Annotated in this window: 25 protein-coding genes; 13 read left to right on the top strand and 12 right to left on the bottom strand. The window is 71.0% G+C overall.

All coding sequences use genetic code 11. The features are described 5' to 3' along the window. The first annotated feature begins 260 nt into the window (after positions 1-260). Both R2B38_RS48970 and glgX read left to right on the top strand, forming a co-directional pair. Complete coding sequence (locus R2B38_RS48970; RefSeq protein ID WP_318022671.1) at positions 261-764, top strand: pep a2; 504 nt, start codon at positions 261-263, stop codon at positions 762-764. Positions 765-787: 23 nt separating this feature from the next. Then, complete coding sequence (gene glgX, locus R2B38_RS48965; protein WP_411978659.1) at positions 788-2926, top strand: glycogen debranching protein GlgX; 2139 nt, start codon at positions 788-790, stop codon at positions 2924-2926. On the opposite strand, the gene R2B38_RS48960 is transcribed toward glgX, so the two are convergent. Beyond that, entirely contained in the window at positions 2904-3707 is an 804-nt protein-coding gene (locus R2B38_RS48960) for a VOC family protein (RefSeq protein ID WP_318022669.1), read from the bottom strand. The two genes, glgX and R2B38_RS48960, sit on opposite strands and share 23 nt — an antisense overlap. A 143-nt stretch (positions 3708-3850) precedes the next feature. Between R2B38_RS48960 and R2B38_RS48955 the strand changes: the two genes are divergently transcribed. The 4 genes from R2B38_RS48955 (at position 3851) to R2B38_RS48940 (ending at position 6736) form a co-directional block, all read left to right on the top strand. Next, positions 3851-4306, top strand: coding sequence for a MarR family winged helix-turn-helix transcriptional regulator (locus R2B38_RS48955; RefSeq protein ID WP_318022668.1), 456 nt, complete (start codon positions 3851-3853; stop codon positions 4304-4306). After that, positions 4303-5205 (top strand): ATP-binding cassette domain-containing protein, encoded by a 903-nt coding sequence (locus R2B38_RS48950; protein ID WP_318022667.1) that lies wholly within the window; start codon positions 4303-4305, stop codon positions 5203-5205. Before R2B38_RS48955 ends, R2B38_RS48950 begins: the two co-directional genes overlap by 4 nt. Next, entirely contained in the window at positions 5165-6025 is an 861-nt protein-coding gene (locus R2B38_RS48945) for an ABC transporter permease (protein ID WP_318022666.1), read from the top strand. The genes R2B38_RS48950 and R2B38_RS48945 overlap by 41 nt, the downstream gene beginning before the upstream one ends. Positions 6026-6214: 189 nt before the next feature. Continuing rightward, the gene (locus R2B38_RS48940; RefSeq protein ID WP_318022665.1) at positions 6215-6736 is read left to right on the top strand and encodes a hypothetical protein; all 522 of its coding nucleotides are present in this window, start codon (positions 6215-6217) and stop codon (positions 6734-6736) included. Positions 6737-6782: 46 nt separating this feature from the next. On the opposite strand, the gene hemC is transcribed toward R2B38_RS48940, so the two are convergent. The 9 genes from hemC to R2B38_RS48895 form a co-directional block, all read right to left on the bottom strand. After that, entirely contained in the window at positions 6783-7718 is a 936-nt protein-coding gene (gene hemC / locus R2B38_RS48935; protein WP_318022664.1) for a hydroxymethylbilane synthase, read from the bottom strand. A gap of 61 nt (positions 7719-7779) precedes the next feature. Further along, on the bottom strand, positions 7780-8799 hold the full coding sequence (locus R2B38_RS48930) for a questin oxidase family protein (protein ID WP_318022663.1): 1020 nt from the start codon (positions 8797-8799) through the stop codon (positions 7780-7782). 333 nt (positions 8800-9132) lie between these two features. Beyond that, positions 9133-10695 (bottom strand): MGH1-like glycoside hydrolase domain-containing protein, encoded by a 1563-nt coding sequence (locus R2B38_RS48925; RefSeq protein WP_318022662.1) that lies wholly within the window; start codon positions 10693-10695, stop codon positions 9133-9135. Between the two features lie 77 nt (positions 10696-10772). After that, the gene (locus R2B38_RS48920; RefSeq protein WP_318022661.1) at positions 10773-11549 is read right to left on the bottom strand and encodes an NPP1 family protein; all 777 of its coding nucleotides are present in this window, start codon (positions 11547-11549) and stop codon (positions 10773-10775) included. Between the two features lie 140 nt (positions 11550-11689). Further along, a complete protein-coding gene (locus R2B38_RS48915; RefSeq protein ID WP_318022660.1) occupies positions 11690-12661 on the bottom strand; it encodes an ATP-dependent DNA ligase in 972 nt (323 codons plus the stop codon). Between the two features lie 331 nt (positions 12662-12992). Beyond that, a complete protein-coding gene (locus R2B38_RS48910) occupies positions 12993-13682 on the bottom strand; it encodes a response regulator transcription factor (RefSeq protein WP_318022659.1) in 690 nt (229 codons plus the stop codon). Next, positions 13679-15103 carry a sensor histidine kinase gene (locus R2B38_RS48905; protein ID WP_318022658.1) on the bottom strand — a complete coding sequence of 475 codons (1425 nt, stop codon included), beginning with the start codon at positions 15101-15103 and terminating at the stop codon, positions 13679-13681. Before R2B38_RS48905 ends, R2B38_RS48910 begins: the two co-directional genes overlap by 4 nt. Positions 15104-15334: 231 nt before the next feature. Further along, on the bottom strand, positions 15335-15979 hold the full coding sequence (locus tag R2B38_RS48900; protein WP_033282881.1) for a response regulator: 645 nt from the start codon (positions 15977-15979) through the stop codon (positions 15335-15337). Between the two features lie 22 nt (positions 15980-16001). Then, positions 16002-17162 carry a sensor histidine kinase gene (locus tag R2B38_RS48895; protein WP_318022657.1) on the bottom strand — a complete coding sequence of 387 codons (1161 nt, stop codon included), beginning with the start codon at positions 17160-17162 and terminating at the stop codon, positions 16002-16004. Between the two features lie 178 nt (positions 17163-17340). On the opposite strand from R2B38_RS48895, the gene R2B38_RS48890 reads away from it, so the two are divergent. Continuing rightward, the gene (locus tag R2B38_RS48890) at positions 17341-17523 is read left to right on the top strand and encodes a hypothetical protein (protein ID WP_033282883.1); all 183 of its coding nucleotides are present in this window, start codon (positions 17341-17343) and stop codon (positions 17521-17523) included. 215 nt (positions 17524-17738) lie between these two features. Here R2B38_RS48890 and R2B38_RS48885 read toward each other — a convergent pair whose 3' ends face one another. Next, a complete protein-coding gene (locus R2B38_RS48885; RefSeq protein WP_318022656.1) occupies positions 17739-18503 on the bottom strand; it encodes an SDR family NAD(P)-dependent oxidoreductase in 765 nt (254 codons plus the stop codon). Between the two features lie 330 nt (positions 18504-18833). Here R2B38_RS48885 and R2B38_RS48880 point away from each other — a divergent pair, with 330 nt between their 5' ends. From R2B38_RS48880 to R2B38_RS48855, 6 genes are all read left to right on the top strand, one after another. Next, positions 18834-19556: a response regulator transcription factor gene (locus R2B38_RS48880; RefSeq protein ID WP_033283056.1), complete on the top strand. Its 723-nt coding sequence runs from the start codon at positions 18834-18836 to the stop codon at positions 19554-19556. 366 nt (positions 19557-19922) lie between these two features. Then, a complete protein-coding gene (locus R2B38_RS48875; protein WP_318022655.1) occupies positions 19923-21164 on the top strand; it encodes a cytochrome P450 in 1242 nt (413 codons plus the stop codon). 40 nt (positions 21165-21204) lie between these two features. After that, positions 21205-21402 (top strand): ferredoxin, encoded by a 198-nt coding sequence (locus R2B38_RS48870; protein WP_033282886.1) that lies wholly within the window; start codon positions 21205-21207, stop codon positions 21400-21402. Beyond that, entirely contained in the window at positions 21399-22574 is a 1176-nt protein-coding gene (locus tag R2B38_RS48865) for an NAD(P)/FAD-dependent oxidoreductase (protein ID WP_318022654.1), read from the top strand. The genes R2B38_RS48870 and R2B38_RS48865 overlap by 4 nt, the downstream gene beginning before the upstream one ends. Continuing rightward, complete coding sequence (locus tag R2B38_RS48860; RefSeq protein WP_318022653.1) at positions 22555-23394, top strand: SDR family oxidoreductase; 840 nt, start codon at positions 22555-22557, stop codon at positions 23392-23394. The genes R2B38_RS48865 and R2B38_RS48860 overlap by 20 nt, the downstream gene beginning before the upstream one ends. A 94-nt stretch (positions 23395-23488) precedes the next feature. Then, on the top strand, positions 23489-25270 hold the full coding sequence (locus R2B38_RS48855; protein ID WP_318022652.1) for an NAD(P)/FAD-dependent oxidoreductase: 1782 nt from the start codon (positions 23489-23491) through the stop codon (positions 25268-25270). Positions 25271-25294: 24 nt separating this feature from the next. Here the strand turns inward: R2B38_RS48855 and R2B38_RS48850 are convergent, their stop codons facing one another. Then, on the bottom strand, positions 25295-26098 hold the full coding sequence (locus tag R2B38_RS48850) for an EamA family transporter (protein ID WP_411978658.1): 804 nt from the start codon (positions 26096-26098) through the stop codon (positions 25295-25297). Positions 26099-26256 lie beyond the last annotated feature (158 nt).

The raw sequence follows: 26256 nt of genomic DNA, 5'->3' as shown, positions 1-26256 counted from the left end.
ACCGTCGGGTGGCGGCCGTACCCGGAGCGTCATGGCTCCGTCACGGCAGTCGAGGCTTTCACTCATGGTGCACACCTGATGACCCAGCGTCTTGTTGGTTCTTCAACTACCTCACCCGTCGCTCGTGTTGCACGAATGGCCTAGCGCTCGCACAGTGGAGCTGACTCAGAAGCGATCAGTGCTCACGCTTCGTGTTCGGGGCCGGGCCCCGCAGGGGGCAGAGGCGGAGCGAGAGTTCCGCCGGTGAGGAGCCAACGAAGATGAAGACCGCAGTGCCGTGCTACTACCACCTCGATGTGGACGTCAGTCAGGAACGGGTCGGGCAGGTCAGGCGCATTCTGGCCGCCCACCTCCGGCTGTGGGACCTGGAGATCCTCGTGGAGCCCGTCTGCCGCGGCGCCGAGCTGCTGCTGCGGGCCATCGACGAGCACGCCACGGACAAGCACACGTCCATAGAGCTGTGGTGGAACGGCCAGCACCTGATCACCGCCATCGGCGACAACGACCGCGATCTGCGCCCGGACCAGGACCTGCGCGCCTGCCTCGCCCGCATCGCCGCGATGAGCGACGGCTGGGGCTGCTGCGCCACCGACACCGGGAGCAAGGTCATCTGGTTCTCGCAGCGCGCCCGCAGCGGCGAACGCGTCCCGCGCGTCCCGAGGACGCCCGCGCCGCGGCTGCGGGAGACGCTCCAACTCCCGCGCGAGGTACCGGCCGTCCTGCCGGCCCGCCCGGCGCACGGCGTCCTGGAGGACGCCAAGTGACCGCGAGCCCGTCCCGGAAAGGGGTGCCCGTCTGGAACGGGCACCCCTTTCCCTTGGGGGCCGTGTACGACGGGACGGGCACCAACTTCGCCCTGTTCAGCGAGGTCGCCGAACGCGTCGACCTCGTCCTCGTCGGCGACGACGGCCGACACCACGACATTCACCTCACCGAGGCCGACGGCTTCGTGTGGCACTGCTATCTGCCGGGCATCGGGCCGGGGCAGCGCTACGGCTATCGGGTGCACGGTCCGTGGGCTCCGGCCCTCGGGCACCGCTGCAACCCGGCGAAGCTGCTCCTCGATCCGTACGCCCGGGCGGTGGACGGCCAGATCGACAACGACCCCTCGCTGTACGAGCGTTCGGCCGATCCGGCGCCTGGTGACAGCGCCGGGCACGGCATGCTCGGTGTGGTCACCGACCCGGCCTTCGACTGGGGCGACGACCGGCCGCCCCGGCGCTCGTACGCCGACACCGTGATCTACGAGGCCCATGTGAAGGGGTTGACCCGCACCCATCCGGAGGTTCCCGAGGAACTCCGGGGGACGTACGCGGGGCTCGCGCACCCGGCCGTCGTCGAGCACCTCGTCCAACTCGGTGTGACCGCCGTCGAGTTGATGCCGGTGCACCAGTTCGTGCAGGACGGGGTGCTCCAGGACCGGGGGCTGTCCAACTACTGGGGCTACAACACCATCGGCTTCTTCGCGCCGCACAACGCCTACGCCGCGCACCGCGAACGCGGGCGCCAGGTCACCGAGTTCAAGTCGATGGTGAAGGCGCTGCACGCGGCCGGACTCGAAGTCATCCTCGACGTGGTCTACAACCACACGGCCGAGGGCAACGAGAAGGGCCCCACCCTCTCCTTCCGGGGCATCGACAACGCCTCCTACTACCGTCTGGTGGACGGCGATTGGGGCCACTACTACGACACGACGGGCACCGGGAACAGCCTGCTGATGCGGCACCCGTACGTCCTGCAACTGATCATGGACTCGCTGCGCTACTGGGTCACCGAGATGCACGTCGACGGCTTCCGCTTCGACCTCGCGGCCACGCTGGCCCGGCAGTTCCACGAGGTGGACCGGCTGTCGGCGTTCTTCGACCTGATCCAGCAGGACCCGGTGATCAGCCGCGTCAAGCTCATCGCCGAGCCGTGGGACGTGGGCGAGGGCGGCTACCAGGTCGGCAACTTCCCGCCGCTCTGGTCGGAGTGGAACGGCAAGTACCGGGACGCCGTACGGGACTTCTGGCGGGGCGGCGAGCACACGCTCGGCGAGTTCGCGTCCCGGCTCACCGGGTCCTCCGACCTGTACCAGCACAGCCGTAGGCGTCCGCGCGCCAGCGTCAACTTCGTCACCGCGCACGACGGGTTCACCCTGCGTGACCTCGTCTCGTACAACGACAAGCACAACGAGGCCAACGGGGAAGGGAACCGGGACGGTGAGAGCACCAACCGGTCCTGGAACTGCGGGGCCGAGGGGGACACCGACGACCCCGCCGTGCTGGAGCTGCGTGCCCGGCAGCAGCGCAACTTCCTTGCCACGCTGCTCCTTTCGCAGGGCATCCCGATGCTCGGCCACGGTGACGAGCTGGGCCGTACGCAGGGCGGCAACAACAACGCCTACTGCCAGGACGACGAAGTCTCCTGGATCGACTGGGAGTTGAGCGACGAGCAGCGTGAACTCGCTGATTTCACGCGGTATGTGATCGGGTTGCGTGCCGCGCACCCGGTGCTGAGGCGGCGCCGGTTCTTCCGGGGGGAGACCGCCGTGCACGCGGGTCAGCCGTTGCCCGACCTGGTGTGGCTGCTGCCGGACGCGCGCGAGATGGCCGACCTGGACTGGCAGCGCTCGGACGCGCACTGCGTGGGCGTGTTCCTCAACGGTGACGCCATCGCCGAACGCGACCCGCACGGCGGGCCCGTGGTCGACGACTCCTTCCTGCTCCTGCTGAACAGCTACTGGGAGCCCGTCGGCTTTCGGCTGCCCGACATCGCCTACGGCGAGCGCTGGACGACCCTGATCGACACCGCCGAGCCGCAGGGCGGCCCGGACGAGAGGGAACACAAGGCCGGCACCGAGATGGCCGTAGCGGCGCGCAGTCTCGTGCTGTTGTCGCGGCCCGCCCGGGAGGAGGGGCGGGTCAGGGGGCGTCGCGGGAGGTGACCGTGAAGCGGGCGCCGTCGGGGTCGCGCAGGACGGCCTCGGTGCGGTTCTCCCGCAGCACGCTCCCGCCGTATGCCTCCGTGACCCGGGCGCAGGACCTGATGTCCGAGACCGCGAAGTGGACCTGCCAGTTGGGGCGGACGGTCGGGTCGGGGGCCGCCTCCAGGGCGCCCGACTCGATGCGGGCCACGACGTTCCCGCCGCTGCGCAGGACGACCTCTTCGCCCTCGTACCGGACGTCACAGCTCTGCGGGTCGGCCGAGGCCCAGTCGAGGACCTCGCCGTAGAAGATCGCCGCGTCGAAGGCGTCGCGGGTGCGCAGCCTGACGAAGGCGGGGGCCGAGCGGCGCCAGGTCTCCCAGCCGCGGACGAGGTCGCCCTCCCAGATGCCGAAGGTCGCGCCGTCCCGGTCGCCGAGCAGGGCCGCGCGGCCGGGCGGGAAGGAGAGCGGTCCCACGGCGACCGTGCCACCGCGCTCCCGGACCCGGGCCGCGGCCACGTCCGCGTCGGGCACGGCGAAGTACGGCGTCCACGCCACCGCGACCTGCCACATGGAGGCCACCGCGGCCAGACCGGCCACCGGGATGTCGTTCGCCGTGGCGATCCGGAAGCGGTCGCCGAGGCTGGCCGAGCGCCACTTCCAGCCGAACACGGCCTCGTAGAACGCCTCGGTGTTCTCCACGTCGCGGCTCGTGAGACTCACCCAGCAGGGGGCGCCGAACACCGAACGGGTGGAGACGGAGTCCGGTTCTCCGGGGGACGTATTCCTGTCGTGGTTCATGGCAGTCGCGTTCCGATCTCGTGGACCGGCGGCCACCGGTCTCCACCAGTGTCCAACCGGAACCGGTCCCGCTGCCTCCCGAGCCGGTGTCTTGACCATCCTTTTGGGTTAGTTACCTCTGCTAAAGAGGTAATCTCCACAGTGTGGAGACGGAGAACTTCCCGGAAGAGCTGGCCGACGCGCTCGTCGGTGTCCAGCGGCTGATCCGCAGGCGGCTGCGCAGCGAGATGACCCTGCCGCGACTGCGCGGCGCCGAGGTGGAGCTGCTGCGGCTGGTCGAGGTCCGGCCCGGAATCGGCATCTCGGACGCGGCCAAGGAGCTGTTCCTCGCGAGCAACTCGGTGTCGACGCTCGTCAACCAGCTCGCCCGGGACGGCTTCCTGATCCGCGAGACGGACCCCGCCGACCGCCGTGCCGCCCGCCTCCAGCTCACTGAGGCGGCCAAGACGCGCCTCAGCGACTGGCACGCACGGCGTGCGGCTCTCGTGCGCGGACAGGTGGACCGTCTCGACCAGGCGGACCGGGACGCGCTGCGCGCGGCGATCCCGGCCCTGCGCCAGCTGGCCGTCAATCTGCACGAGGAGGCCGAGGAGTCATGACGCCGGACATCGATACAGACACCGACAGCGATACCGGCACCGGCACCGGCACCGCCACCGGGCGGTCCGCGGCCGTCAGCTGCACCCGGCTCGCCTATTCGTTCGGCGAGACGACCGCGGTGGACGGGCTCGACCTGTCCGTGGGGGAGGGCGAGGTCTTCGGCCTGCTCGGCCCCAACGGCGCCGGGAAGACCACGGCGATCCGCTGTATCACCACCCTCCTGCCGGTCCCGGCGGGCATGGTCCACGTCTTCGGCCACGACACGGCCAAGGAACAGATGTCGGTGCGCCGCATGCTCGGCTACGTCCCGCAGCAGCTGTCCGCCGACAGCGGGCTCACCGGACGCGAGAACGTCGCTCTCTTCGCCCGCGTCTTCGACGTCCCCCGCAGAGAACGCGCAGCACGCGTCGCCCAGGCACTGCGGGCCGTCGACCTCACCGACGCCGCCGACCGGCTCGCCAACACCTACTCCGGCGGCATGGTCCGCCGCCTCGAACTCGCGCAGGCCCTGGTCAGCGCGCCCCGCCTGCTCATCCTCGACGAACCCACGATCGGCCTCGACCCGATCGCCCGCACCAGCGTGTGGGAGCACATCAACGCCGTCCGCGAGGCCACCGGCATGACCGTCCTGGTCACCACCCACTACATGGACGAGGCCGACCAGTACTGCGACCGCGTCGGCCTCATGCACCGCGGCCGCATCCGCGCCCTCGGCACCCCGGAGCAGCTCCGCGAGGGCCTCGGCGAACGCCGCCGCGCCGACGGAGCGCCCGCCACCGATCCGCTGCCCACCCTCGAGGACGTCTTCCGGGACATAGCCGGCAGCGGTCTCGAAGACCAGTCAGGAGGTTTCCGCGATGTCCGAAGCACCCGCCGCACCGCGAACCGCGTCGGCTGACCCAGCCCTCTCGAACGACCTGAACCTTCTCCTGACCCCGCCCCAACCCCGGGCCGGATGGCGCCTGTTGCCCGCCCGCGTCATCGCGATGTGCGCGGTCGAACTCCAGAAACTCCGCCACGACCGCACCGAGTTGTACACCCGCGCCGTCCAACCGGCGCTCTGGCTGCTGATCTTCGGCCAGACCTTCACCCGCATCAAGGCGATCCCCACCGGCGGCATCCCCTACATCGACTACCTCGCCCCGGGCATCATCGCCCAGTCCGCGATGTTCATCGCCATCTTCTACGGCATCCAGATCATCTGGGAACGCGACGCGGGCATCCTCAACAAGCTCCTCGTCACCCCCACCCCGCGCTCGGCACTGATCACCGGCAAGGCCTTCGCGGCCGGGGTGAAGTCGCTGATCCAGGCCGTCGTCGTGGTCGTCATCGCCGCGATCCTCGGAGTCGCGCTGACCTGGAACCCGCTGAAGCTGATCGGCGTCGGCGCGATCGTGATCCTCGGCTCGGCCTTCTTCTCCTGCCTCTCGATGACCATCGCCGGCATCGTGCTCAGCAGGGACCGGCTGATGGGTTTCGGCCAGGCGATCACCATGCCGCTGTTCTTCGGCTCCAACGCCCTCTACCCGGTGGCGATCATGCCCGGCTGGCTGCAGGCGGTGAGCAAGGTGAATCCCCTGAGCTACGAAGTGGACGCGCTGCGCGGGCTGCTGCTCGGCACCCCGTCCCATGTGGGCACCGACTTCGCGGTGTTGCTGGTGGCCGCCGCGCTGGGTATCGCGGCCGCTTCCTCCCTGCTCGGACGGCTCGCCCGCTGATCTTGGACGGGACGTGATGTGCGGCACGCTCCCGACCAGGATTCGACGGCCGGAAAGCGGATTCTTCCTGCGCACGGCTTGATCAGTGATCAAGCGGACGAAAACGCTGGCCACAGCGCATTCCGCTCATTTGACAGTGCGCTGAGCACACAGATAGGAAGCAGCTCTCTGAGGTCGAGAGGGTGCACTGTGTACGAGCCGAACGTGGTCGGGGACTGGGTGGAGTACGACGAACACGCCGGTCTGCGCGTCCGCGTCCACAGCCTGGCCGCCGCCGAGCCGCCACGCGGACGCGACGACGCCGCCGAAGGGCTGACCTACTTCACGCTCCGTGTCACCGTCGAGAACCGCGGCGCGCGGCACTACGGCATCCACCTGGAGGACGGCCAGATCGACGTCAGGGTCGGCCCGGACGGCGAGAGCGCCTTCATCGACTGGCGCAGCTCGCAGTTCATCGAGGGCTTCGACGTCTATCCGCTGCGCCGCGCCACCGCCGTCGTCTACGCGGCCGGTGCCGAGGACTCCCTGAAGCAGGTGGACGTACAGGTCCAGCTGCGGGTGGAGGAGGAGTGGACCGAGCGGCGCCTGTGGGCGGGCGGCATCGGCCTGTGCGAGGCGGCCGTCGCCGCCGGGGTGGGGCGGGACGGCCTGGCGCACCAGGTGAGCAAGTTCCTCCGGGACCAGGACCAGGCGGAACCCGGCACCCCCTGAGACTCCGGGGCCACGCCGAGCCCCGGCGCCTTTGTGCGACTCCCGGCTAGTGCGGGATGCCGTCGATGATCTCCCGGGCACCCTGCCGCAGCAGCGCCACCGCCACGGACGTACCCAGCGTCGCCGGGTCGAGGCGGCCCGCCCACTCGTGGGCGTTGAGCCTGGTCTTGCCGTCCGGGGTGAACACACAGGCGCGCAGCGACAGTTCACCGCTCCGGTCGACCTGCGCGTACCCGGAGATCGGGCTGTTGCAGTGCCCCTGGAGGACGTGCAGGAACATGCGCTCCGCGGTCGCCTCGCGATGCGTCTCGGGGTGACCGAGCCCGCTGACCGTGTCGATGACGTCGGTGTCGCCCTCGCGGCACTGCAGGGCGAGGATGCCCGCGCCGATCGGCGGCATCATCACCTCGGGCGAGAGCACCTCGCTGATCACGTCCGTCCGGTCGATGCGCTCCAGGCCCGACATCGCGACCAGCAGCGCGTCGGCCTCACCCGCCGCGAGCTTCTCCAGCCGCCGGTTGACGTTGCCGCGGAACGGCACGCACTGCAACTCCGGGTGCGTGGCGGCGAGTTGCGCGACCCGCCGGACCGACGAGGTGCCGATCCGGGTGCCCGGAGACAGTTCGTCGAGGGTCAGACCGCCCGGGTGGACCAGGGCGTCACGGATGTCGTCCCGCTTGAGGAACGCGGCGAACGTCGTACCGGCCGGCAGCGGACGGTCGGCGGGCACGTCCTTCACGCAGTGCACCGCGAGATCCGCCACACCGGCGAGCAGCGCGGCGTCCACCTCCTTGGTGAACGCCCCCTTGCCCTCGACCAGGGACAGATCGCCCATCCACTTGTCACCGGTCGTCTTGACCGGCACGACCTCGGTGCGCACCTGCGGATGAAGGACGGCCAACTCGGCTCGCACACGCTCCACTTGGGCCAGCGCCATGGGCGAGTCGCGGGAGACGATACGGATCAGTTCGGGCACGGACATGCGGACACGATAGACCGTCCGGCACATCGCCGTGGACAGACGGGTGCACCTGGCAACAGCTTCAGGCCCGCCCCCGTACAAGGGGCTCACTCATCTCCACGGCCCGCAGAGCGGCGGCGAGAGCCCGCTCGTCCCCGACATCCAGGGCCGTGTCCGTCAACTTGATCACGTGCTCGTCCCCGTGTTCCAGGGCCCGCTCCATCACCTCTTCGGCCGTAACCCGCGAGGGCGGAACGTAGGTGATCGCCTCGCTCGGCGCGTACATCGCGGTGACGGCGGCCGACGCCGTCCACGCCGCGTGCAGACTCGGCGCCCACAGCTCGCGGGGCAGGGCGTCCAGGGCGCGCAGCACGGCGTTGGGCGCTGTCGCCGCGTGCACGAGCATGGTCGGCTCGCCGTGCCCGTGGGTCGCGTAACGATGCGTGGCCGCACGCACCAACTCGGTGAGCCGCTCCCGCGCCACGTCCGGATCGCTCACCTCGCCCGCCCAGACGGGCAGTTGACGTACGGCGCCCAGCCGCGCCCGGAATCCGACCACTCCGCCGACGATCGGCGGCACGTCATCGAGCGCACCGGCGGCGGTGGACCCGGTGGCCAACTCCTCAATCCCCGAAACGGGTTGATGCCGCGCCGCCCAATACCCCAGCCCGTGGGCGAGTTCGGTGAGCCGAGGCTCGTTCTCCTCCCCACCGAGGGCCCGTACGGCATGCCCGACGCGGATGACCGGATGGGTGGCGCCCGCGGCGATCCCGGGCAGCAGCCGCGGCCACCACACGGCGAGCACGTCCTGCCAGGGCCGTTCGTCGAGGGCCCGGGAGAAGTAGCCGATCCAGTCGGCGGCCCGGCGCGAATCCCCCAGCGCGGCGGGCCAGTTGGCGTCCGTGACGGCAGCCACCGGCTCGGGGAAGTCCTCCAGCTTGTCCCGGTAGAGATCGAGCCAGCGGTGAACGGCCCCCGCCTGCCCGCGCGCCGCGAGCGCCTCGGCGACCATCGGAGCGTGATTACTGAGCCACCCCCCGCGCTCGGGCCCGGTGGAGTGCAGTCGCCCGAATGCCTCTTCCAGCGTTCCGCTCGTATCCATACCCAGCACGCTAGGCGCGGGGCTGCGTCCGCAGAACGGACCGGGGGAGGAAGAGACGCCCACCTTCGGTCCTAGTCCCGCGGACCGAGACCGGCCGGGCGCAGCTCCGAAGGGGCGCGGGGCTGTGTCGATATGCGGCTCCGCCGCCGGGCCTCGATGGGTCGTCATTCGGCTGCCGCGACGTGGGGGCTGGTCGCGCAGTTCCCCGCGCCCCTTACAGACCAGGGCGTTGCCGAGGCGCGGTCGACTTCACCCGGCCCGCCTCGGTCCGCAAACGTATGCCGCACGGTCGTGGCTCGTCGCGCGCACATCACTCCCCAACAACCCGAGCACTTACTCCGCCAGCACGACAGAGATCACGCGCCGCCCCCGCCCGTCGGCCGCCACGACCGGTTCCCCCGACACCCCATCGACCGTGCACGACTGCACCCGACTCCCGCCCCCGCTCAACGTCACGTCAAGCGTCATCCCCCGATACGGCAGCCCGCGCAGACTCACCGCCCCCCAGTTCGACGGCAGACACGGGGACAGCCGTAGCGAGTCGTCGGTGAACGTCAGGCCGAACAGGCCGTCGTGGATCAGGCGGAGATACGCCGTCGCCGACCAGGTCTGGTCGGGCTGGGACACGAAGTGGTCGGCGTGCCCGCTCGCGCCGCCCTGCCAGCCGCCGTCCACCGCGCCGGTCACGGAGTTGTACAGCTCGTAGAAGCCGCCGCTCGCCGTGATCAGATCGGCGAGGGTGGCGACCGCGAGGGCGAACGGCTCGGGGCGCCTCGCGTCGGCGGCGGCCTGGCCGTACAGGCCGTGGACCATCGGCCAGACCATCACGTTGTGCCGTCCGGGGTGCCGGTCGTCGAAGCGCGGGAAGTGCGGCCAGACGTTGACGATGCCGTACGGCTGCCAGTGCGTGGAGTTGAGGAGCTGGACGGCGCGTTCGGAGTCGGCGACGCCGAGGAGGATCGCGAGGGCCAGGCCCGCGCCCTCCTGCGAGGTGTCGACGTGCCCGGCGCGGGGGCCCTCGCCGTGCACGAGATAGGCGTAGGTGCCGGCGTCCGCGCGCCACAGGTGCCGGTCGATCGCCGTGCGCAGGTGCTCCGCGTCCGAGCGGAACGAGGCCGCCTGTACGGGGTGGCCGAGGGCCTCGGACATGGCGGCAAGGGCGAGTTGGGCGCCGTAGTAGAGGGAGTTGGTCGACAGGCACATCAGCTTGTCGGCGTGCGGGTGGTCCAGGGCGAAGGACGAGTGGACGGACTTCGATGCGGGCGGGCTGGGGTAGCCGGAGATGCCGTCGTTCATGAAACCCGGGCCCTCGAAGAGGCCGAAGGAGGAGTTGTAGTGCTGGGCGCGGCGGGCCGCGAGGGTGTGTGCGGACGTGTCGTGGGCCCGGGTGAGGAAGTCCCGGTCGCCGGTGACCAGGTAGTGGTGGTGCGCGGCCAGGACCCACACGATCTGGTCCCACCACTGGTTGTCCTGCTGGACCACGAGGCCGTCCCGCGCGCGGTCGACCACGGACCACAGGGTGTTGCGGCCGACGTCCGGCGCCAGCAGGCTCACCCCGCTCCACGCGTTGACCGCCGCGTCCCGGGTCCAGCGCTGCGGCGCGGGATAGCCGCCGCCCGCCCGGACGACGGTGCCGGGCGGGTAGCTGAGCAGGCCCGCCTTGTCGTAGACCGAGCGGTCGGCGCCGATGGTGTTGGCGCCGGACACGGATCTGAGCGCGGCGGCGTAGACGGTGCCGAGGCGGCGCTGGACGGCCTGGTCGTCGAAGGCGAGGGTGGGCATGGTGTACCCGTTCCCGGGAGCCGGGCCCTGCGCACCCGCCGGGACCGCCGTCGCCCCGGCGATGCCGAGTGCGATCAGGAGAGCCCGCCGTGAGATCCCGCGTTCAGCTGCCACGTTCCGTCCTCTCGGGCTCCCGGGGTCGAGGTGACTCCGGGAACCCTGAGAACGATGGTCCCCCCTGAAGGGTTGAGTCAGGCGTTGGGGTCGAACGTGATTCCGGACGGCTCGGCCGACGTGAGGTGGGCCGCGAAGTTCGCGTCCTTGAGCCCGAAGTTGGCGCTGCCGAAGTCGTAGGCGCTCAACTTGTCGCGCAGGCCCGCCGGGTAGCCGTTCCAGCCGACGAGCGGCGGGTACTGCCAGGTGTGCTTGTCGTTCTCCGGCGGCTCGTCGTTGGCGTTCGCGAGCCGGAAGTCGTGCGTGCCGATGCCGTCCTTGTGGTAGACGATCTTGGCGTGCGTGCCGTCGAAGCGGACGTCGGAGGCCGCGTGCACGGTGAACGAGCCGTGGTTGGACGTCGACACGTACTGGATCGTGCCGTTCTGCACCCACACCACGACGTGTTCCCAGTCGTTGCGGTGCCCGCCGATGCTGGAGTTGGCGACGGCCTGGTCCTTCTCGAAGTAGAGGCCGTACATGTACGCGCACCAGCCGTTGTTGCACTTGTAGCGCGAGTAGCTGTTGGTGTTGTCGAGGTCCGAGGCGTCGTGGCACTCGCCGCTGAGTGAACCCGTCGGGTTCAGGCCGCCGTTGATCTTCCCGTCCGGGCCGATCGCGGGCGTCGGGTAGCAGCCGTCCGTGTCGTAGTCGAAGGCGGGCAGATACGTCTGCTCGGCGGCTTCGGCGTTCGCGGGCAGCGCGGTGGGCGGGGCGGCGAAGGCGGCGCTGGGGAAGGCGATGACCAGGGCGGCGGCACCGCCGAGACCGGCGAACCACCTGGTACGGCGGGTTCGGGACTTCTGGGACGACACTGCGTCCTCCTCTCGGGCGCAGCCCGACGGCTGTGGCGGGGGGAAAGGGCTTTCATGATCCCGACTTTCCATGTACGCGCCAAGGGGGTGGAGTGTCACTCCGGTAACGGCCCGCCCAATACTTGAGCTACGCAACTTCCTCAACTGTCCGGAATATCCTCGGACATGGCGTCCGGCACATCCGCCGCCGACTCCTCCGGTGCGAGGTCCGGGCGGAGCCGCAGCCAGGACGGCTGACGCAGCATTCCGGCCCGGGTGCGGGTGCTGTAGCGGACCTCGCCGACGAGCCGGGGCACCACCCAGCGCGCGTTGGCCACCGGCGGCACGGGGTCGAAGGGGGATGCGTGGGTCCCGGCCGCCTGTAGGAGTACGGCGAGTTCGGCGCGCTCGGCCTCGCTCCAGCCGGTGCCGACATTGCCGACGTACCGCAGCCGGCCGGACGCGCGTTGCCCCACCAGCACCGCGCCGGGCAGACCCGTCAGGCGCCCCTTGCCGGGCACCCAGCCGCCGACGAGCACATCCTCGCTGCGCAGGTTGCGGATCTTGATCCAGGCGCGGGAACGGACCCCGGGTTCGTACACCGAGTCCAGCCGCTTGCAGACGAGGCCTTCCAGTCCGTGGTCACGGGTCGCTTGCAGCGCTTCGGCGCCATGTCCGGTGAGGGCGGCGGGAGTTGACCAGTACGGGCCGTTGAGGTCGAGCTGTTCGAGGGTGGTGCGTCGGTGGGCGTAGGGGAGGGAGAGGAGTGGCTGTCCGAGGTGGGGGATGTCGAACAGCACGAGGTGGACGGGCGCTTCGGCGGCTCGGCGCGCCGCCCGCGCGGGGGATCCGGCCAGGCCCATCCGGCCCTGCAGCAACTGGAAGTCGGCGCGGCCGTGTTCGTCCAGGGCCAGGATCTCGCCGTCGAGGATCGCCGGGGTGCTGCCCAACTCCCGGGCGAGGGGGAGTAGTTCGGGGTAGGCGGCGGTGATGTCCTCGCCGGAGCGGGCGCGTAGGAGGACGCTGCCGTCGCCGGGGAGGTGGACGAGTACGCGCTGGCCGTCCTGTTTGGTCTCGTAGGCCCAGTGGCGGTCCTGGGTGGTGGGTGGGAGGGGGCCGGGGGTGGCGAGCATGGGGGAGATGTGGGGGAGGGCTGGTGGTGGAGGAGACGGTGGGGTCACGGCAGAGGTGTCGACGGGGGTGGGGGGTGGCACGCGTCTCTTGGGGTTGGTTCGCCTGAACGGGGTGGTTCGTGAGGCTGGTGGATGAGCCTGCGGGGACGTGTGTATGGGCGCGGGGTCGGTGATGGGCTCGCGTTGATGGCCGGTCCGTTCGGCGGGTGCGCTGGTGGGTCCGTCGGGACCGCGTGAACGGCCGCAGGTTCGCAGGGAGGCGCCCGTTTCCCTTCCCCTTTACGACACGGGGTCCTCGGGAACTGCCGGTCCCCCCGGAACGACCGCCGCGTCAGAACTCCGGAACCGGTGGAGGCGGCGCCTGAACCAGCCCCGACTGGTAGGCCATCACGACGAGTTGGGCGCGGTCGCGGGCGTCGAGCTTGGCCATGGCGCGGTGCACATGCGTGCGTACGGTCAGCGGACTGACGTACAGCTTCTCGGCGATCTCGTCGTTGGAGCGGCCTTCGGCGGCCATGGCCATGATCTCGCGCTCGCGGGCGGTGAGGGAGCCGAGTTGGCCGGGTACGGCCAGCCGGGCGCCCTGTGCGGGAGTGGCCAGGAAGCGGGCGATCAGGGTGCGGGTGGCGAGCGGGGAGAGGAGCGACTCGCCGGACGCGACCGTGCGGATGCCCGACAGCAGGGCGTCGGCGGTGACGTCCTTGCCGAGGAAACCGCTCGCGCCCGCCCGGAGGGCCTGTGCCACGTACTCGTCGACCTCGAAGGTGGTGAGGATGAGGACGCGGGTGTCGGACAGCGTCGGGTCGGCGCAGATCGCGGTCGTGGCGGTCAGACCGTCGGTGCCGGGCATGCGGATGTCCATCAGGACGAGGTCGGGGCGGTGTTCACCGGCCAGCAGGATCGCCTCGGCGCCGTCGGCCGCCTCGGCGACCACCTCCATGTCCTCGCAGGTGTCGATCAGGATCCGGAAGGTGGCCCGCAGAAGGGCCTGGTCGTCGGCGAGCAGCACGCGGATCGTCATGGGGTTCCTTCTGCTGATTCCGGGGCGCTGGGGTACAGCGGCAGTTCAGTGGTGACTTCGAAACCACCCTCGACCCGGTGCCCGGCCTGGAGGACACCGCCGACGGACCGGGCGCGCTCGCGCATGCCGATGAGTCCGAAGCCGCGGGCAGTGATCTCGGCAGGGTGCTCGGCCTGGAGGGTGTTGTCGACGGACCGGACGCGCGCGCGTATCCCGTTGAGTCCGAAGCCGTGGGCGGGAGCAGGTTCCGTGGCCGTCGCTGCGTTCGCCCCGTCACCGCCCCCGCCCCGGCGCCCCGACCGAAGGCCGCCACCGACCAACCGCGCACTCTCGCGCATCCCGGTCTGCCCGACCCCTCGGCCCGGTGCCGGCCCGGCAGCACCCCCCGCGCCCACCCCGTCATCAGTCACCGTGACGGTCAACCGGTCGTAGGAATACCGCAGCCGCACCCGCGCCGACCGGCTCAACGTGTGCTTGCTGACGTTGGTGAGGGCCTCCTGCACGATCCGGTAGGCCGTCAGGTCCACTCCGGGGGAGAGCGGGTGCGGTTCGCCCTCCGTCGTCACGGTGACCGTGAGCCCCGATGACCTGAACGCCCGGGTCAGTTCGGCGAGTTGGGTCAGACCCGGGCTCGGGGTCAGCGGGGCGCCGGGGTCGTCGGGCTGGCGTAGCAGACCCACCGTGCCCTTCATCTCGCGCAGCGCGGAGGACGTCGTACCGGCGAGTTCCGTCAGGATCCTGCGCACGTGCTCGGGGTGCGTGCCCGCCAAGTGCGCCGCGGTACCGGCCTGCGCGTGGGCCAGTGCCAGATGGTGGGCGACGACGTCGTGCAACTCCCTTGCGATACGCATCCGTTCCTCCGCGACCCGGTGCCGTGCCTCCTCCTCCCGGCTGCGCTCCGCGTACTCGGCCCGCGCCTGTACCGCCTCCAGGTACGCCTCCCGCAGCCGGACCGCGTTCCCGGCGACGACCGGCAACAGCAGCCACGCGGCCGGGCCGACGGTCCTGAACGGCCAGGGGTGGTGGACCGGGTCGACCACCGTGGCCGTGGTCACCACCAGCGCGACCGAGGCGAGGAAGCAACGGCGGGCCGTGGTGCGGTCGGTGAGAACGGCCAGCCGGTACAGCGCCAGCATCAGCGGGCCCAGGAGCAGCGGGGTGAGCAGATGGCCCAGCGCACTCGCCCCGGCGGCCGCCACCGCCGTGACCGTGACGACCGTACGAGGACGGCCGCGCTGCCAGAGCAGGGCCGCGCACGAGACCGCGGCGAGCGTGATCGTGGGGCCCACCGCGTCCGGCCGGGGACCGCCGGGGGCGCCCAGCTCGCTGCCGAAGAGGAACATGGCGAACAGCAGCACGGCCGACATGGTGTCGACGGTGCGGATGTGCTCGTCCGCGTAACGCTGCAGGCTGTCGTGCATGGGTGTCTCCGGTGGGGCTCCTGGGGCGAGGGGCAGGAGGGCGGTCACGGGACGGAGTGCCTGGTCCACATCCGCTGCTCGGGAACCGGCCCACACTCCCAGCCAAACCCCCGTCCCGTCGTCGTACGGCTGCCGACAATCACCGCTACTCACACGGCAGTTCGCCGGTACTGGGAACGCCGTACGCGCCGCCGGCCGTGTCATCCGCAAGCACGACCGGCGGCGCGCGCGTCACACGTTCTGCAGATACGCCAGCACCGCCAGCACCCGGCGGTGCCCGCTGTCGCTCGGTGGCAGGCTCAGCTTGAGGAACACGTTGCCGATGTGCTTGCTGACCGCGCGTTCCGTGACGACCAGGGTCTTCGCGATCGTCGTGTTGTCGTGGCCCTCCGCCATCAGCTTGAGCACCTCGCGCTCGCGCGGGGTCAGCGAGTCCAGCGGGGAGTTGCGGCGCCGGGTGAGCAGCTCGGTCACCACCTCGGGGTCGAGCGCCGTACCGCCCGCCGCCACCCGGTCCAGCGCGTCGAGGAACTCGTCCACGCGGCCGATCCGGTCCTTGAGCAGGTAGCCGATTCCGCTCGCACCGATGCCCAGCAGCTCGGCGGCGTACGACTCCTCGACGTACTGCGACAGCACCAGCACCGGCAGCCCGGGGATCTTCTCCCGTGCCTCCAGCGCGGCCCGCAGCCCCTCGTCACGGAAGCCCGGCGGCATCCGCACATCGAGCACGGCCACGTCCGGCCGGTGTTCGAGCAGCGCGGGCAGCACCTCCGGCCCGCTCCCGGCGACGGCCACGACCTCGTGCCCCGCCGACGTCAGCAACAGGACCAGGCCCTCCCTGAGCAGGGCGTTGTCCTCGGCGATCACGACCCTCACGACAGCTCCGCCTCAACTACGCTCACCAGACGCACGGCAGCTCCACTTCGATCACGGTAGGTCCCCCCACGGGGCTGGTCACGGTCACACTGCCGTCGAGCGCGGCGACCCGGCGCTGCATGCCCAGCAGCCCCGATCCGCCCGCCTCGTCGGCTCCGCCCCGGCCCTCGTCGCGCACCCGGACGCGCAGTCCGGTGCGGGCGCGGGCGAGATGGACGTCGGCGCGGTCGGCGCCGCTGTACTTGGCCGCGTTGGTCAGCGACTCGGCGATCACGAAGTACGCGGCCGCCTCCACCGCCGCCGGGGCCCGCGGCCCGTCGTGTCCGTCGGTCAGCCCGTCCACGGTCACGGTGACGGTGAGCGCGCTGCTGGCGGCGAGCGCGCGCACCGCGCCGACCAGGCCGCGGTCGGTGAGGATCGGCGGATGGATCGCGCGCACCACGTGCCGCAGATCCGTCAGCGCCTCCTCGGCCAGCGTCTGCGCGTCGTCGAGCATCTTGCGCGCCGCCGCCGGGTCCTGGTCGTAGGCCCGCTTGGCGAGCCCGATCCGCATGGAGAGCGAGACCAGCCTGGCCTGGGTGCCGTCGTGCAGATCGCGTTCGATCCGGCGCAGCTCGGCACCGTGCGCGGCGATCGCGCCGGCCCGGGTCTGCACCAACTCCTCGACCCGTACGGCCAGTTGGGCCTTGGGTGAGGGCTTCAGCAGGACGGTGGACCAGTGCGCGTCGAGATCCGCGAGCCGGCTGATGAGCGGCAGGACGACGGCCTTGCGGCGCAGCAGCCCGCACCACACTCCGTCGACGACCAGGCCCAGCGGCCACAGCGGCAGCATCAGCAAGGGCAGCGTGCCGTAGGCGTAGTAGGCGACCATCCAGCGGAAGTCGGTCAGCGTGCTCGGGTCGCGGACCGCCGTGCGCACCCGCTCGCGCACGGTGCCGGTGAGCGGCTGGTACGCCTCGGGGATCTTCCGGCCCGTCCACTTGGCCGCCTGATGCCGCTTGGCCCCCGCGATCCGCCGTATCAGCAGCACCGTCTCCGGGAGCATGAACGCGCCGACCACCGCGGCCGTGGCGATCGCGGTGATCAGGAGCACGGTGACGAATATGTACGACCCGAAGGCCATCGCGGCGGAGAGGACCAGCTGGAGGGTGGCTCGGGCGGCCTGCCGCACGGTAGCGCGCATGGAGATCAGGTTAGGCGCATCGGCCCGGGCATGCGGGAGCTGACGGCCCGGCACCGGTGTACCCCGCTCCACCGCGGGTCCGGGAGATCGCTCCCTCGTGGCGTCGGGCGAACGACGGAATCGTTGAGGCAACACGTCAGCCAAGATCCAACTCTTCTCGATCCGGAGGAAACCACCCATGACGCCGCTGCTCGCGTCGAGACCCGTGCTGTGGTTCCTGTTCCTGTTCAACCTGCTCGTCGCCACGGCCGCGCCCTTCGTCACCCACGGCGCGCAGGCCGTGCTGACCGCCGTGGGCATGGGCGCCGTCGCACTGGGCGCGGGCGTCAGCCTGTACCGGACCCGCAGGCGAGTGACCTGACGGTCGCCCGAACAGGTCGGCGGCCCAAGGGAGTTGATCCTGACCGAGGCGGAGCGGTTGTTCGCCGAGCTCAGTGTCCACGCCGTCTCCAACTGCCGCAGGACCACCGGCCTCGACTGGATCCCGTTCGAACACGACGGACCCGTCTACGGCGTCCACGAACTGCCCGCCGAACGGCGGCCGTTGGGCCCCTGTGACCAGTCCCGGCGTGCCCGTCATACGGCGCTCCAGCCGTCGTCGACGGGCAGCACGGCGCCGTTGATGTGCCGGGCGGCGTCGGAGGCGAGGAAGACGAGCGCGGCCGCCTGCTCCTCCGGGAAGGCGATCCGGTCGGAGGCCACGAGCCCGGGGCCGATCACCCCGGGGCCGTGGGCCCGCGCGTCGACGTCGTAGGTGATGCCGGTCGCGGTGGCCCCGGGGGCGATCGCGTTGGCGCGGATTCCCTGCCCCCGGTACATCACGGCGAGGGACTTCACCAGGCCCACGACGCCGTGCTTGGCGGCGGTGCAGGCGGCGCCCGCCGCGCTGCCGCGCAGACCGGCCTCGGCGGCGGTGAAGACGATCGCGCCGCGCCCGGCGGCCAGCATGTGCGGCAGCGCGGCCCGGGTCAGCAGGAAGGGTGCCGTCAGATTGACGCGCACGACACGCTCCCACTCGGCGTCGTCCGTGTCCGCGAGGGCCGACATCCGATCCATGATCCCGGCGTTGTTGATCAGTACGTCCAGGCCGCCGAACGCGTCGACGGTGGTGGCGACGACCTCGTCCACCACCGCCTGCTCGCTCAGGTCGCCGACGACACGCATGGCGGAACCGCCGTCGTGCTCGATCTCCTTGACCGTCCGCTCGGCGCCCGCCCGGTCGAGGTCCGCCACCACGACCTCGGCACCCGCGAGCGCGAACTGCAGCGCGGCGGCCCGCCCGATCCCGGAGCCCGCTCCGGTGACGACGACACTGCGCCCTTCGAGACCGCTGCCGTGCATGGCGTACTCCTTGGTTCCGCGGGTCCGCCGCGGTCGTCCCGAGGTGGGGGAGACGGTGTGTCCCCGGACCCGGCGCCGATCCGGGGGAGTGGCGGCGACCGGGTCCGGGACAGCGCCGACCCCCGTCCCCACGGGTTCGGCGCGGGGGCCGCCTTCCGCTCAAGGCGGCCCCGGCTCTGGTGAGCGAGGGCTCAGCTGTGCTCCTGACTCCTGGTGGCCCACCGCTGCGGCGGGCTTCCTTGAGTTAGGCAAGCGTATCTGACTTACTTGAGTCAAGCAATCGAATGTACATTGCTTGAGTCAGGCAAGCAGGACGGTAGGGTGATGTCCATGTCCACGTACGACAGCATCAGTGAGACACGATCACTCGCCCGCGGCGGCGGGCAGCATCTGCTCGTCGCCGTGGATGAGCCGGACAACGCCGAACTCCTCTCCACGACACTGGGGTTGGCGGGCTACCGCATCAGGACGGCCGGCAACGGCACCGAGGTGGTCTCCCGGCTCGCGGAGCAGCGGTTCGAACTGGTCGTCATCGACGCGGAGTTGCCCGAGATGGACGCCCTCGCGCAGGGCCGCCGCCTCGTCACGCACCGCCCGCCCGTCCTCCTGCTCACCGGCTGGGACGCCCTCGACAAGCTGCTGCCCGAACTGGGCGCGGGGGAGCGGGACTACGTCACCAAGCCTTTCCGGATCGCCGAAGTGCTCGCCCGTATCCAGGTGTTACTGCGCGGCCGGGGCGGCGGACGCGACGGCGCGCTGCACTACGCGGACCTCGTCCTGGACGACACCACCTGCCAGGCGCGGCGCGGACGGCGCACCCTCGACCTCACGCCCGCGGAGTACCGGCTGCTGCGCCACCTCCTCGTCAACGCGCACAAGGTGCTGTCCAAGGAGCAGATCAGCCGGTACGTCTGGGGCGACTTCCGCGGCGGCAACGCGATGGAGCAGCTCGTCTCCCGCCTCCGCCGCAAGGTGGACCAGGAAGGCCCGGCGCTCATCCACACGCGCCGGGGTTTCGGCTACTGGCTCGGACGGGCGGCCGGTGAGGGGTGAGTGCGTGAGTGCTCCGCCGGGGAGTTGCAGGGGATGTGCGGAGCAAATATGGACACCCCGTGAAGTGGGGTGCGGGGCGGTGTCACGGTGACGTGGTGCCGCCCTTTTCTTGTTGCGTTCGCGCGTCGGTGGCGTCACGTCCACCTCGGTCAACTCGCCTTTAATTCACCCGAGTTGACCCTCCCTGACATCTCTGTCCGGTTCATGGCAACAGTGTCGACGTGTGATCCGGGCCACGTCAGGTTGTTGTCAGGGAACTGACCGGAAGGCGTCAGCCCGCTCTGTTTGCATGTGCTCATCGAGGCCTCGATCCCAGTACCCCGGCGCTCCGCCCCCACGCGGAGCCCCCCACCACCGAGGAGAGACATGGCCGACATCCTGACCGACACCGCGCCCGACACGGCAGCGGCGGTCCCCGAATACCCGATGCGGCGGGACGCGCGCTGCCCCCTCGCCCCGCCGCCCGCCGTGCACGGGCTGCGCGACGGGAAACCGATCAGCCGCGTCCGCATCTGGAACGGCACCACGCCCTGGCTGATCACCCGCCACGCCGACCAGCGCGCCCTGCTCACCGACCCCCGCGTCAGCGACGACGACCTGGAAGCCGGCTTTCCCTACGTCAACGCGCACCGCGCCGAGATCGCCCCGCACACCCCGCGGATGATCACCAACACCGACGCGCCCGAGCACACCCGGCTGCGCCGGACGGTCAACGCGCCGTTCGTCGTCAAGCGGATAGAGGCCATGCGGGCGCCCGTCCAGAAGATCGTCGACGAGCTGATCGACGACATGCTGGTCGGCCCCAACCCGGCCGACCTGCTCACCGCGCTCGCGCTGCCCGTCCCCTCGCTGGTCATCGCCGAACTGCTCGGAGTGCCGTACGAGGACCACGACTTCTTCCAGCGCAACAGCAGCATCGCCCTCGACAGCGCCGCGTCGCCCGAGGAGGCGCGGGCGGCGAGCGGCGCGCTGGCCGCCTATCTGGACAAACTCATCGGGCTGCGGCTGGAGCACCCGGCCGAGGGTGTGCTGTCCGAGATGGCCGGGCGCGTCAACAACGGTGAGATGACGCGCACCGAGGCCGTCCACATGGGCGTCGCCATGCTCATCGCCGGGCACGAGACCACCGCCACGATGATCAGCCTCGGCACGCTCGCCCTGCTCCAGAACCCTGACCAACTCGCCCTGGTGCGCGACACGGACGACCCGAAGGTCATCGCCGGCGCGGTCGACGAACTCCTGCGCTACCTCACCATCGTGCAGACCGGCGTCCGCCGCGTCGCCAAGGAGGACATCGAGCTCGGCGGCGTCACCATCCGCGCCGGCGAGGGCATGATCTTCGACCTGCACGCCGCGAACTGGGACCCCGAGGCCTTCCCCGAGGCCGACCGCCTCGACATCACCCGCTCCGCCCGCCAGCACCAGGGCTTCGGCTACGGCCCCCACCAGTGCCTCGGCCAGAACCTCGCCCGCCTCGAACTCCAGGTCGTCTACGGCACCCTCTACCGCCGCATCCCGACCCTCCGACTGGCCGCCCCCATCGAGCAGTTGGCCTTCGACCGCACCGGCACCACCTACGGCGTGGCCTGTCTGCCCGTCGCCTGGTGACACCCCCCTCACGAACGAACCGAGAGCAAAGGACACGGCCATGAAGGTCGAACTCGACGAACCGAAATGTGTCGCCTCCGGGCAGTGCGTGGTCGCCGCCCCCGACGTCTTCGACCAGCGTGACGACGACGGCGTGGCGATCCTCCTGGAGGAGCAGCCCGGCGCCGAACTCCTCGACGACGTACGGGAAGCCGTGGCGGTCTGCCCGGCCGCGGCCATCCGACTGGTCGAGCAGTGACACGGATCGTCGTCGTCGGAGCCTCGGCCGCCGGACTCGCGGCGGCCGAGACCCTCCGCCGCGAGGGCTACACCGGCACGCTGACCCTCGTGGGCGATGAACCGCACCCGCCCTACGACCGGCCGCCGCTCTCCAAGCAGGTCCTCGCCGCCGAGTGGGAACCCGACCGGATCGCTCTGCGTACCCCGGCTGATCTGAGCGCGCACGACCTCGACCTGCGGCTCGGTACCGCCGCGACCGCGCTCGACGTCGCCGCGCAGGAGGTGTGGCTCTCCGACGGCGCGCAGGTGTCGTACGACGGGCTCATCATCGCGACCGGAGTGCGGCCGCGGCGGTTGCCGGGCGAGGGCGCGCATGTGCTGCGCACCCTCGACGACGCGCTCATGCTGCGTGAACGGCTGGGCCCCGGGCGGAAGTTGGTGGTGGTCGGCGCCGGTTTCCTCGGCGCGGAGGCCGCCGCCGTGGCCTGGCGCCTGGGAGCCGAGGTCACCCTGCTGGAACCGGCCCCCGTGCCGCTGGCGCACGCCGTCGGCGAGCAGGTCGGGCAGGTGCTGGCACAGGCGCACGTGGACCACGGCGTGAAGTTGCGCACCGGCGTCTCCGTCACCGAGGTGACCGACGAGGGCGTACGGCTCGGGACCGGCGAGGAGATCGAGGCCGACGAGGTGCTCGTCGCGATCGGCTCGCTGCCGAACACCGAGTGGCTCGCCGACAGCGGACTGTCCGTCGGCGACGGCGTGGTGTGCGACGAGTACTGCGAGGCCGCCAGGAACGTGTACGCGGCCGGTGACGTCGCCCGCTGGTACAACCCGCTCTTCGGGACGTCGATGCGGATCGAGCACCGCACCAACGCCGCCGAACAGGGCATGGCCGCCGCGCGCAACCTCCTCAACCCGGAGGCGCGCAGGGCGTTCTCACCCGTGCCGTACTTCTGGTCCGACCAGTACGACATGAAGATCCAGGCCTACGGCTATCTGCGCGGCCACGACGAAGTCGCCGTGGTGGACGGGGACTTGGCCGAGCGGCGGTTCGTGGCCGCCTACCGCACCGGCGACCGGCTCACCGGCGCCCTCGCGGTCGGCATGCCGCCCAAGGCGATCCGCGTTTGGCGACAGGCCATCGTGGCCGGAGCGAGCTGGCAGGAGGCCGTCCATGGCGCACCGACCGTCTGAGGAACCCCGCGACGTCGTCGTGGTCACCGGTGCCGGAGGCATGGGGACGGCGATCGCACGCCGCCTCGGCAGCGGCCGCACCCTGTTCCTGGCCGACGCCTCACGTGGTCAACTCGACCGCACCGTCGCCGCGTTGAACGCCGAGGGCTACGCGGCGCACGGCGTCCTCACCGACATCTCCGACCGTGCGGCCGTCGACAAGCTGGCCCGGACGGCGGCCGGTGAGGGCCGGGTGATCGCCGTGGCGCACACCGCCGGGGTCTCCGCCTCGATCGCGTCCGCGCGGACGATCCTGGAGGTCGACCTGCTGGGCACGGTCCATGTGATCGACGCCTTCGAGGCGGTCGCCGGACGCGGCAGTGCACTCGTGGCCGTCTCCAGCATGGCCGGGCACTATGCCTCGCTCAGCCCCGAGGACGAAGCCGCGCTCGCGACCCTGCCGGCTGAGGAGTTGCTCTCCCTGGATGCCGTCAAGGCCGTAGGAGACGACTCGCTGCGCGCCTACATGGTCGCCAAGCGCGCCAACCATGTGCGCGTGGAGGCCGCCGCGCTCGCCTGGAACCTGCGCGGCGCCCGCATCAACTCCGTGAGCCCCGGCGTCATTTCGACCGCCATGTCGAAGGCGGAGGCCGAGTCGCCGCACGGCGGTCACATGCTCAAGATGCTCGACGACTGCGGAGCCCGGCGCACCGGCACACCCGGCGAGATCGCCGACGCGGTGGCCTTCCTCACCGGCCCGCAGGCCCAGTTCATCACCGGCACCGACCTGCTCGTCGACGGCGGGCAGGCCGCCTGGGTCCGCCGGCACATACGGCACTGACCGTCCCGCCCCGGACGCCGGTCACCCCACGGACACCGGCGTCCGGCGTTGTCGTACCGCATCGCATCCCTCGCCAACCGCAGAGAGGACCAGCATGTCCGTCACCCCCCACACCGACCTCGGCTTCGATCCGGCGGAACTGCGCGCCAAATACCGGGCCGAGCGCGACCGCCGTGTCCGCCCGGACGGAAGTGCCCAATACCGGGGCGCCACCGGCGAGTTCGGCTACTACGCGGACGACCCCTACGCCGACGCCGGCATCACCGGCGCACCGCTCACCGACCGCGTCGAGGTCGTGATCGTCGGCGGTGGCTTCGGTGGTCTGCTCGCCGCCGCACGGTTGCGCCAGGCCGGGGTCCAGGGCATCCGGGTGATCGAGAAGGGCGGGGATTTCGGGGGCACTTGGTACTGGAACCGCTATCCCGGCATCCACTGCGACATCGAGTCGTACATCTACATGCCGCTGCTGGAGGAGGTCGGTCACGTCCCCGAGTGGAAGTACGCGCCGGGGGAGGAGATCCGGCAGCACGCGCGCGCCATCGGGCGCCACTTCGACCTCTACCGTGACGCGTGCTTCCAGACCCAGGTCACCGAACTCACCTGGGACGAGGACGAGTTGGAGTGGCTCGTCGCCACCGACCGGGGCGACCGCATCAGGGCCCGCTACGTCGTCGTCGCACTCGGCACGCTCAGTCGCCCGAAGCTGCCCGGCATCCCGGGGATGGAGATCTTCCGCGGCCACACCTTCCACACCAGCCGCTGGGACTACGGCTACACCGGCGGCGACGCGGACGGCGGTCTGAGCGGGCTCGCCGACAAGCGCGTCGGGCTCATCGGCACCGGCGCCACGGCGATCCAGGTCGTGCCCCATCTCGGGCGCGACGCCCAGCAGTTGTACGTGTTCCAGCGCACCCCGTCCTCCGTCGACGTACGCGGCAACCGGCGCACGGATCCGGAGTTCGCGCGGACGCTGAGCCCCGGCTGGCAGCAGCGTCGTAGGGACAACTTCCTCGCTCACGTGGCCGGTGGGGGCGCGGCCGAGGATCTGGTCGACGACGGGTGGACCACAAGTGCCGCGCTGCTGCGGACGTTTCTGTCGGGGAGCGGTGGAGCGGGCTCGGCGGAGACGGCCGAGGTCGCCGACTTCCGGAAGATGAACGAGCTGCGGGCCCGGGTGGACGCGCTCGTCGAGGACCCGGTGACCGCCGAGGCGCTCAAGCCCTGGTACCGGTACATGTGCAAGAGGCCGACGTTCAGCGACAGTTACCTGCAGACCTTCAACCGGCCCAACGTCACCCTCGTCGACACGGCCGACCAGGGCGGGGTCGAGAGGGTCACCGAGAACGCCGTGGTGGTGGGCGGGGTCGCGCACGAGGTGGACTGCCTGATCTTCGCCACCGGCTTCGACCTCAGCGTCGGGTCCGCCCAGCGCATGGGCATCGACATCCGGGGCCGGGGCGGGGTGACCCTCGCGGAGAGCTGGGCGGACGGGCCGCGCACGTTGCACGGGGTGACCGTGCACGGCTTCCCGAACCTGTTCCAGTTCGGCTCCATCCAGAGCGCCTCCGCCGTGAACATGGTCCACATCCTCGACGAACGCGCCACGCATGTCGCCGGGGTCGTCACCGAGGCCCGCAAGCGCCAGGCCCGGTACGTCGAGCCGACCGCCGAGGCGGAGACTGCGTGGATCGCCACGATCCGCGAGAAGGCGCGGGACACCTACGCGTTCCTCGCCGAGTGCACGCCCGGTTACTACAACAACGAGGGCAAGCCCTCCGAGCGCAGCGAGTCCTACGGTGGGGGACCCATCGAGTTCCACGCGCTGCTCAGGGAGTGGCGGGAGGACGGCGACATGGGTGACGTGCTGGCGGAGTGAGGTGACGGCGGAGGGGCGGGGGTCTCAGTCCCGCGCGGTGAGAATGCTCAGCGCGTTCGCGGCCACGACGGCACCGATGCCCGCCCAGTCCGCCCAGCCCAGCCGCTGCCCGAGGCCGATCCACCCGACCACGGCCGCGAGCACCGGGTTGACGCTCATGAACAGCCCGAACGCCGGAGCCGGCACCCGGCGCAGCGTGAACAGGTCGGCCAGATACGGCACCGCCGACGACAGCACCCCGGCCGCCACCGCGCACGCGGCCGCCGTGAGGGTCGGCGGATGCCGGACCGCGACGACGATCCCGACCGGCAGGAACATCAGCGCGGACACCCCGGCCGCCGTCGCCGATCCCTGCGCTCCGGGTATGCGCCGTCCGACGGTCCGGTTGAGCAGGATGTACGAGGCCCAGCACACGGCGGCCAGCAGCCCCAGCCCCATGCCCAGATAGTCGGCCGAGGGGCGCGGCCGCATCAGCGTGACCACGCCCGCCACCGCGATCAGCGCACAGCAGGCGTCCACGCGGCGCCGGGTCGCGGCCAGCGCGATGGACAGCGGGCCCAGGAACTCCAGCGTCACCGCCAGACCGAGGCCGACACGGTCGATCGCGGTGTACAGGGACAGATTCATCGTCCCGAACACCACGGCCAGCAGCAGCACCGGCCACCACTGTCGCCAGGTGAACTCCCGCAGCCGGGGCCTGCCCACGGCGAACAGGACGGCGGCGGCGACGTACTGGCGCACCGCGACCACCCCCACGGGCCCGATGACCGGGAAGGCGAGCGAGCCGACCGCCGCGCCGATCTGGTTGGACAGCCCGCTGCCGGCCATGGTGGCGACCCCGGCCAGGCCCACGCGGGACGGCTGCGGGGTGCCATATGACGTGGTGGGCAGGGGAGTTGTCGCTGAGGAGGCTCCAGACATGCTCCGATCGTGCGCCTGATCGGCACTTGCGCAAAATGCATGAGCGGGACGATCTATACGCTGGA

The organism is Streptomyces sp. N50 (assembly GCF_033335955.1).
Classification (GTDB): Bacteria; Actinomycetota; Actinomycetes; order Streptomycetales; family Streptomycetaceae; genus Streptomyces.
Note: the sequence above shows the minus strand (reverse complement) of the source record. Positions and strands in the feature narration are given on the sequence as shown.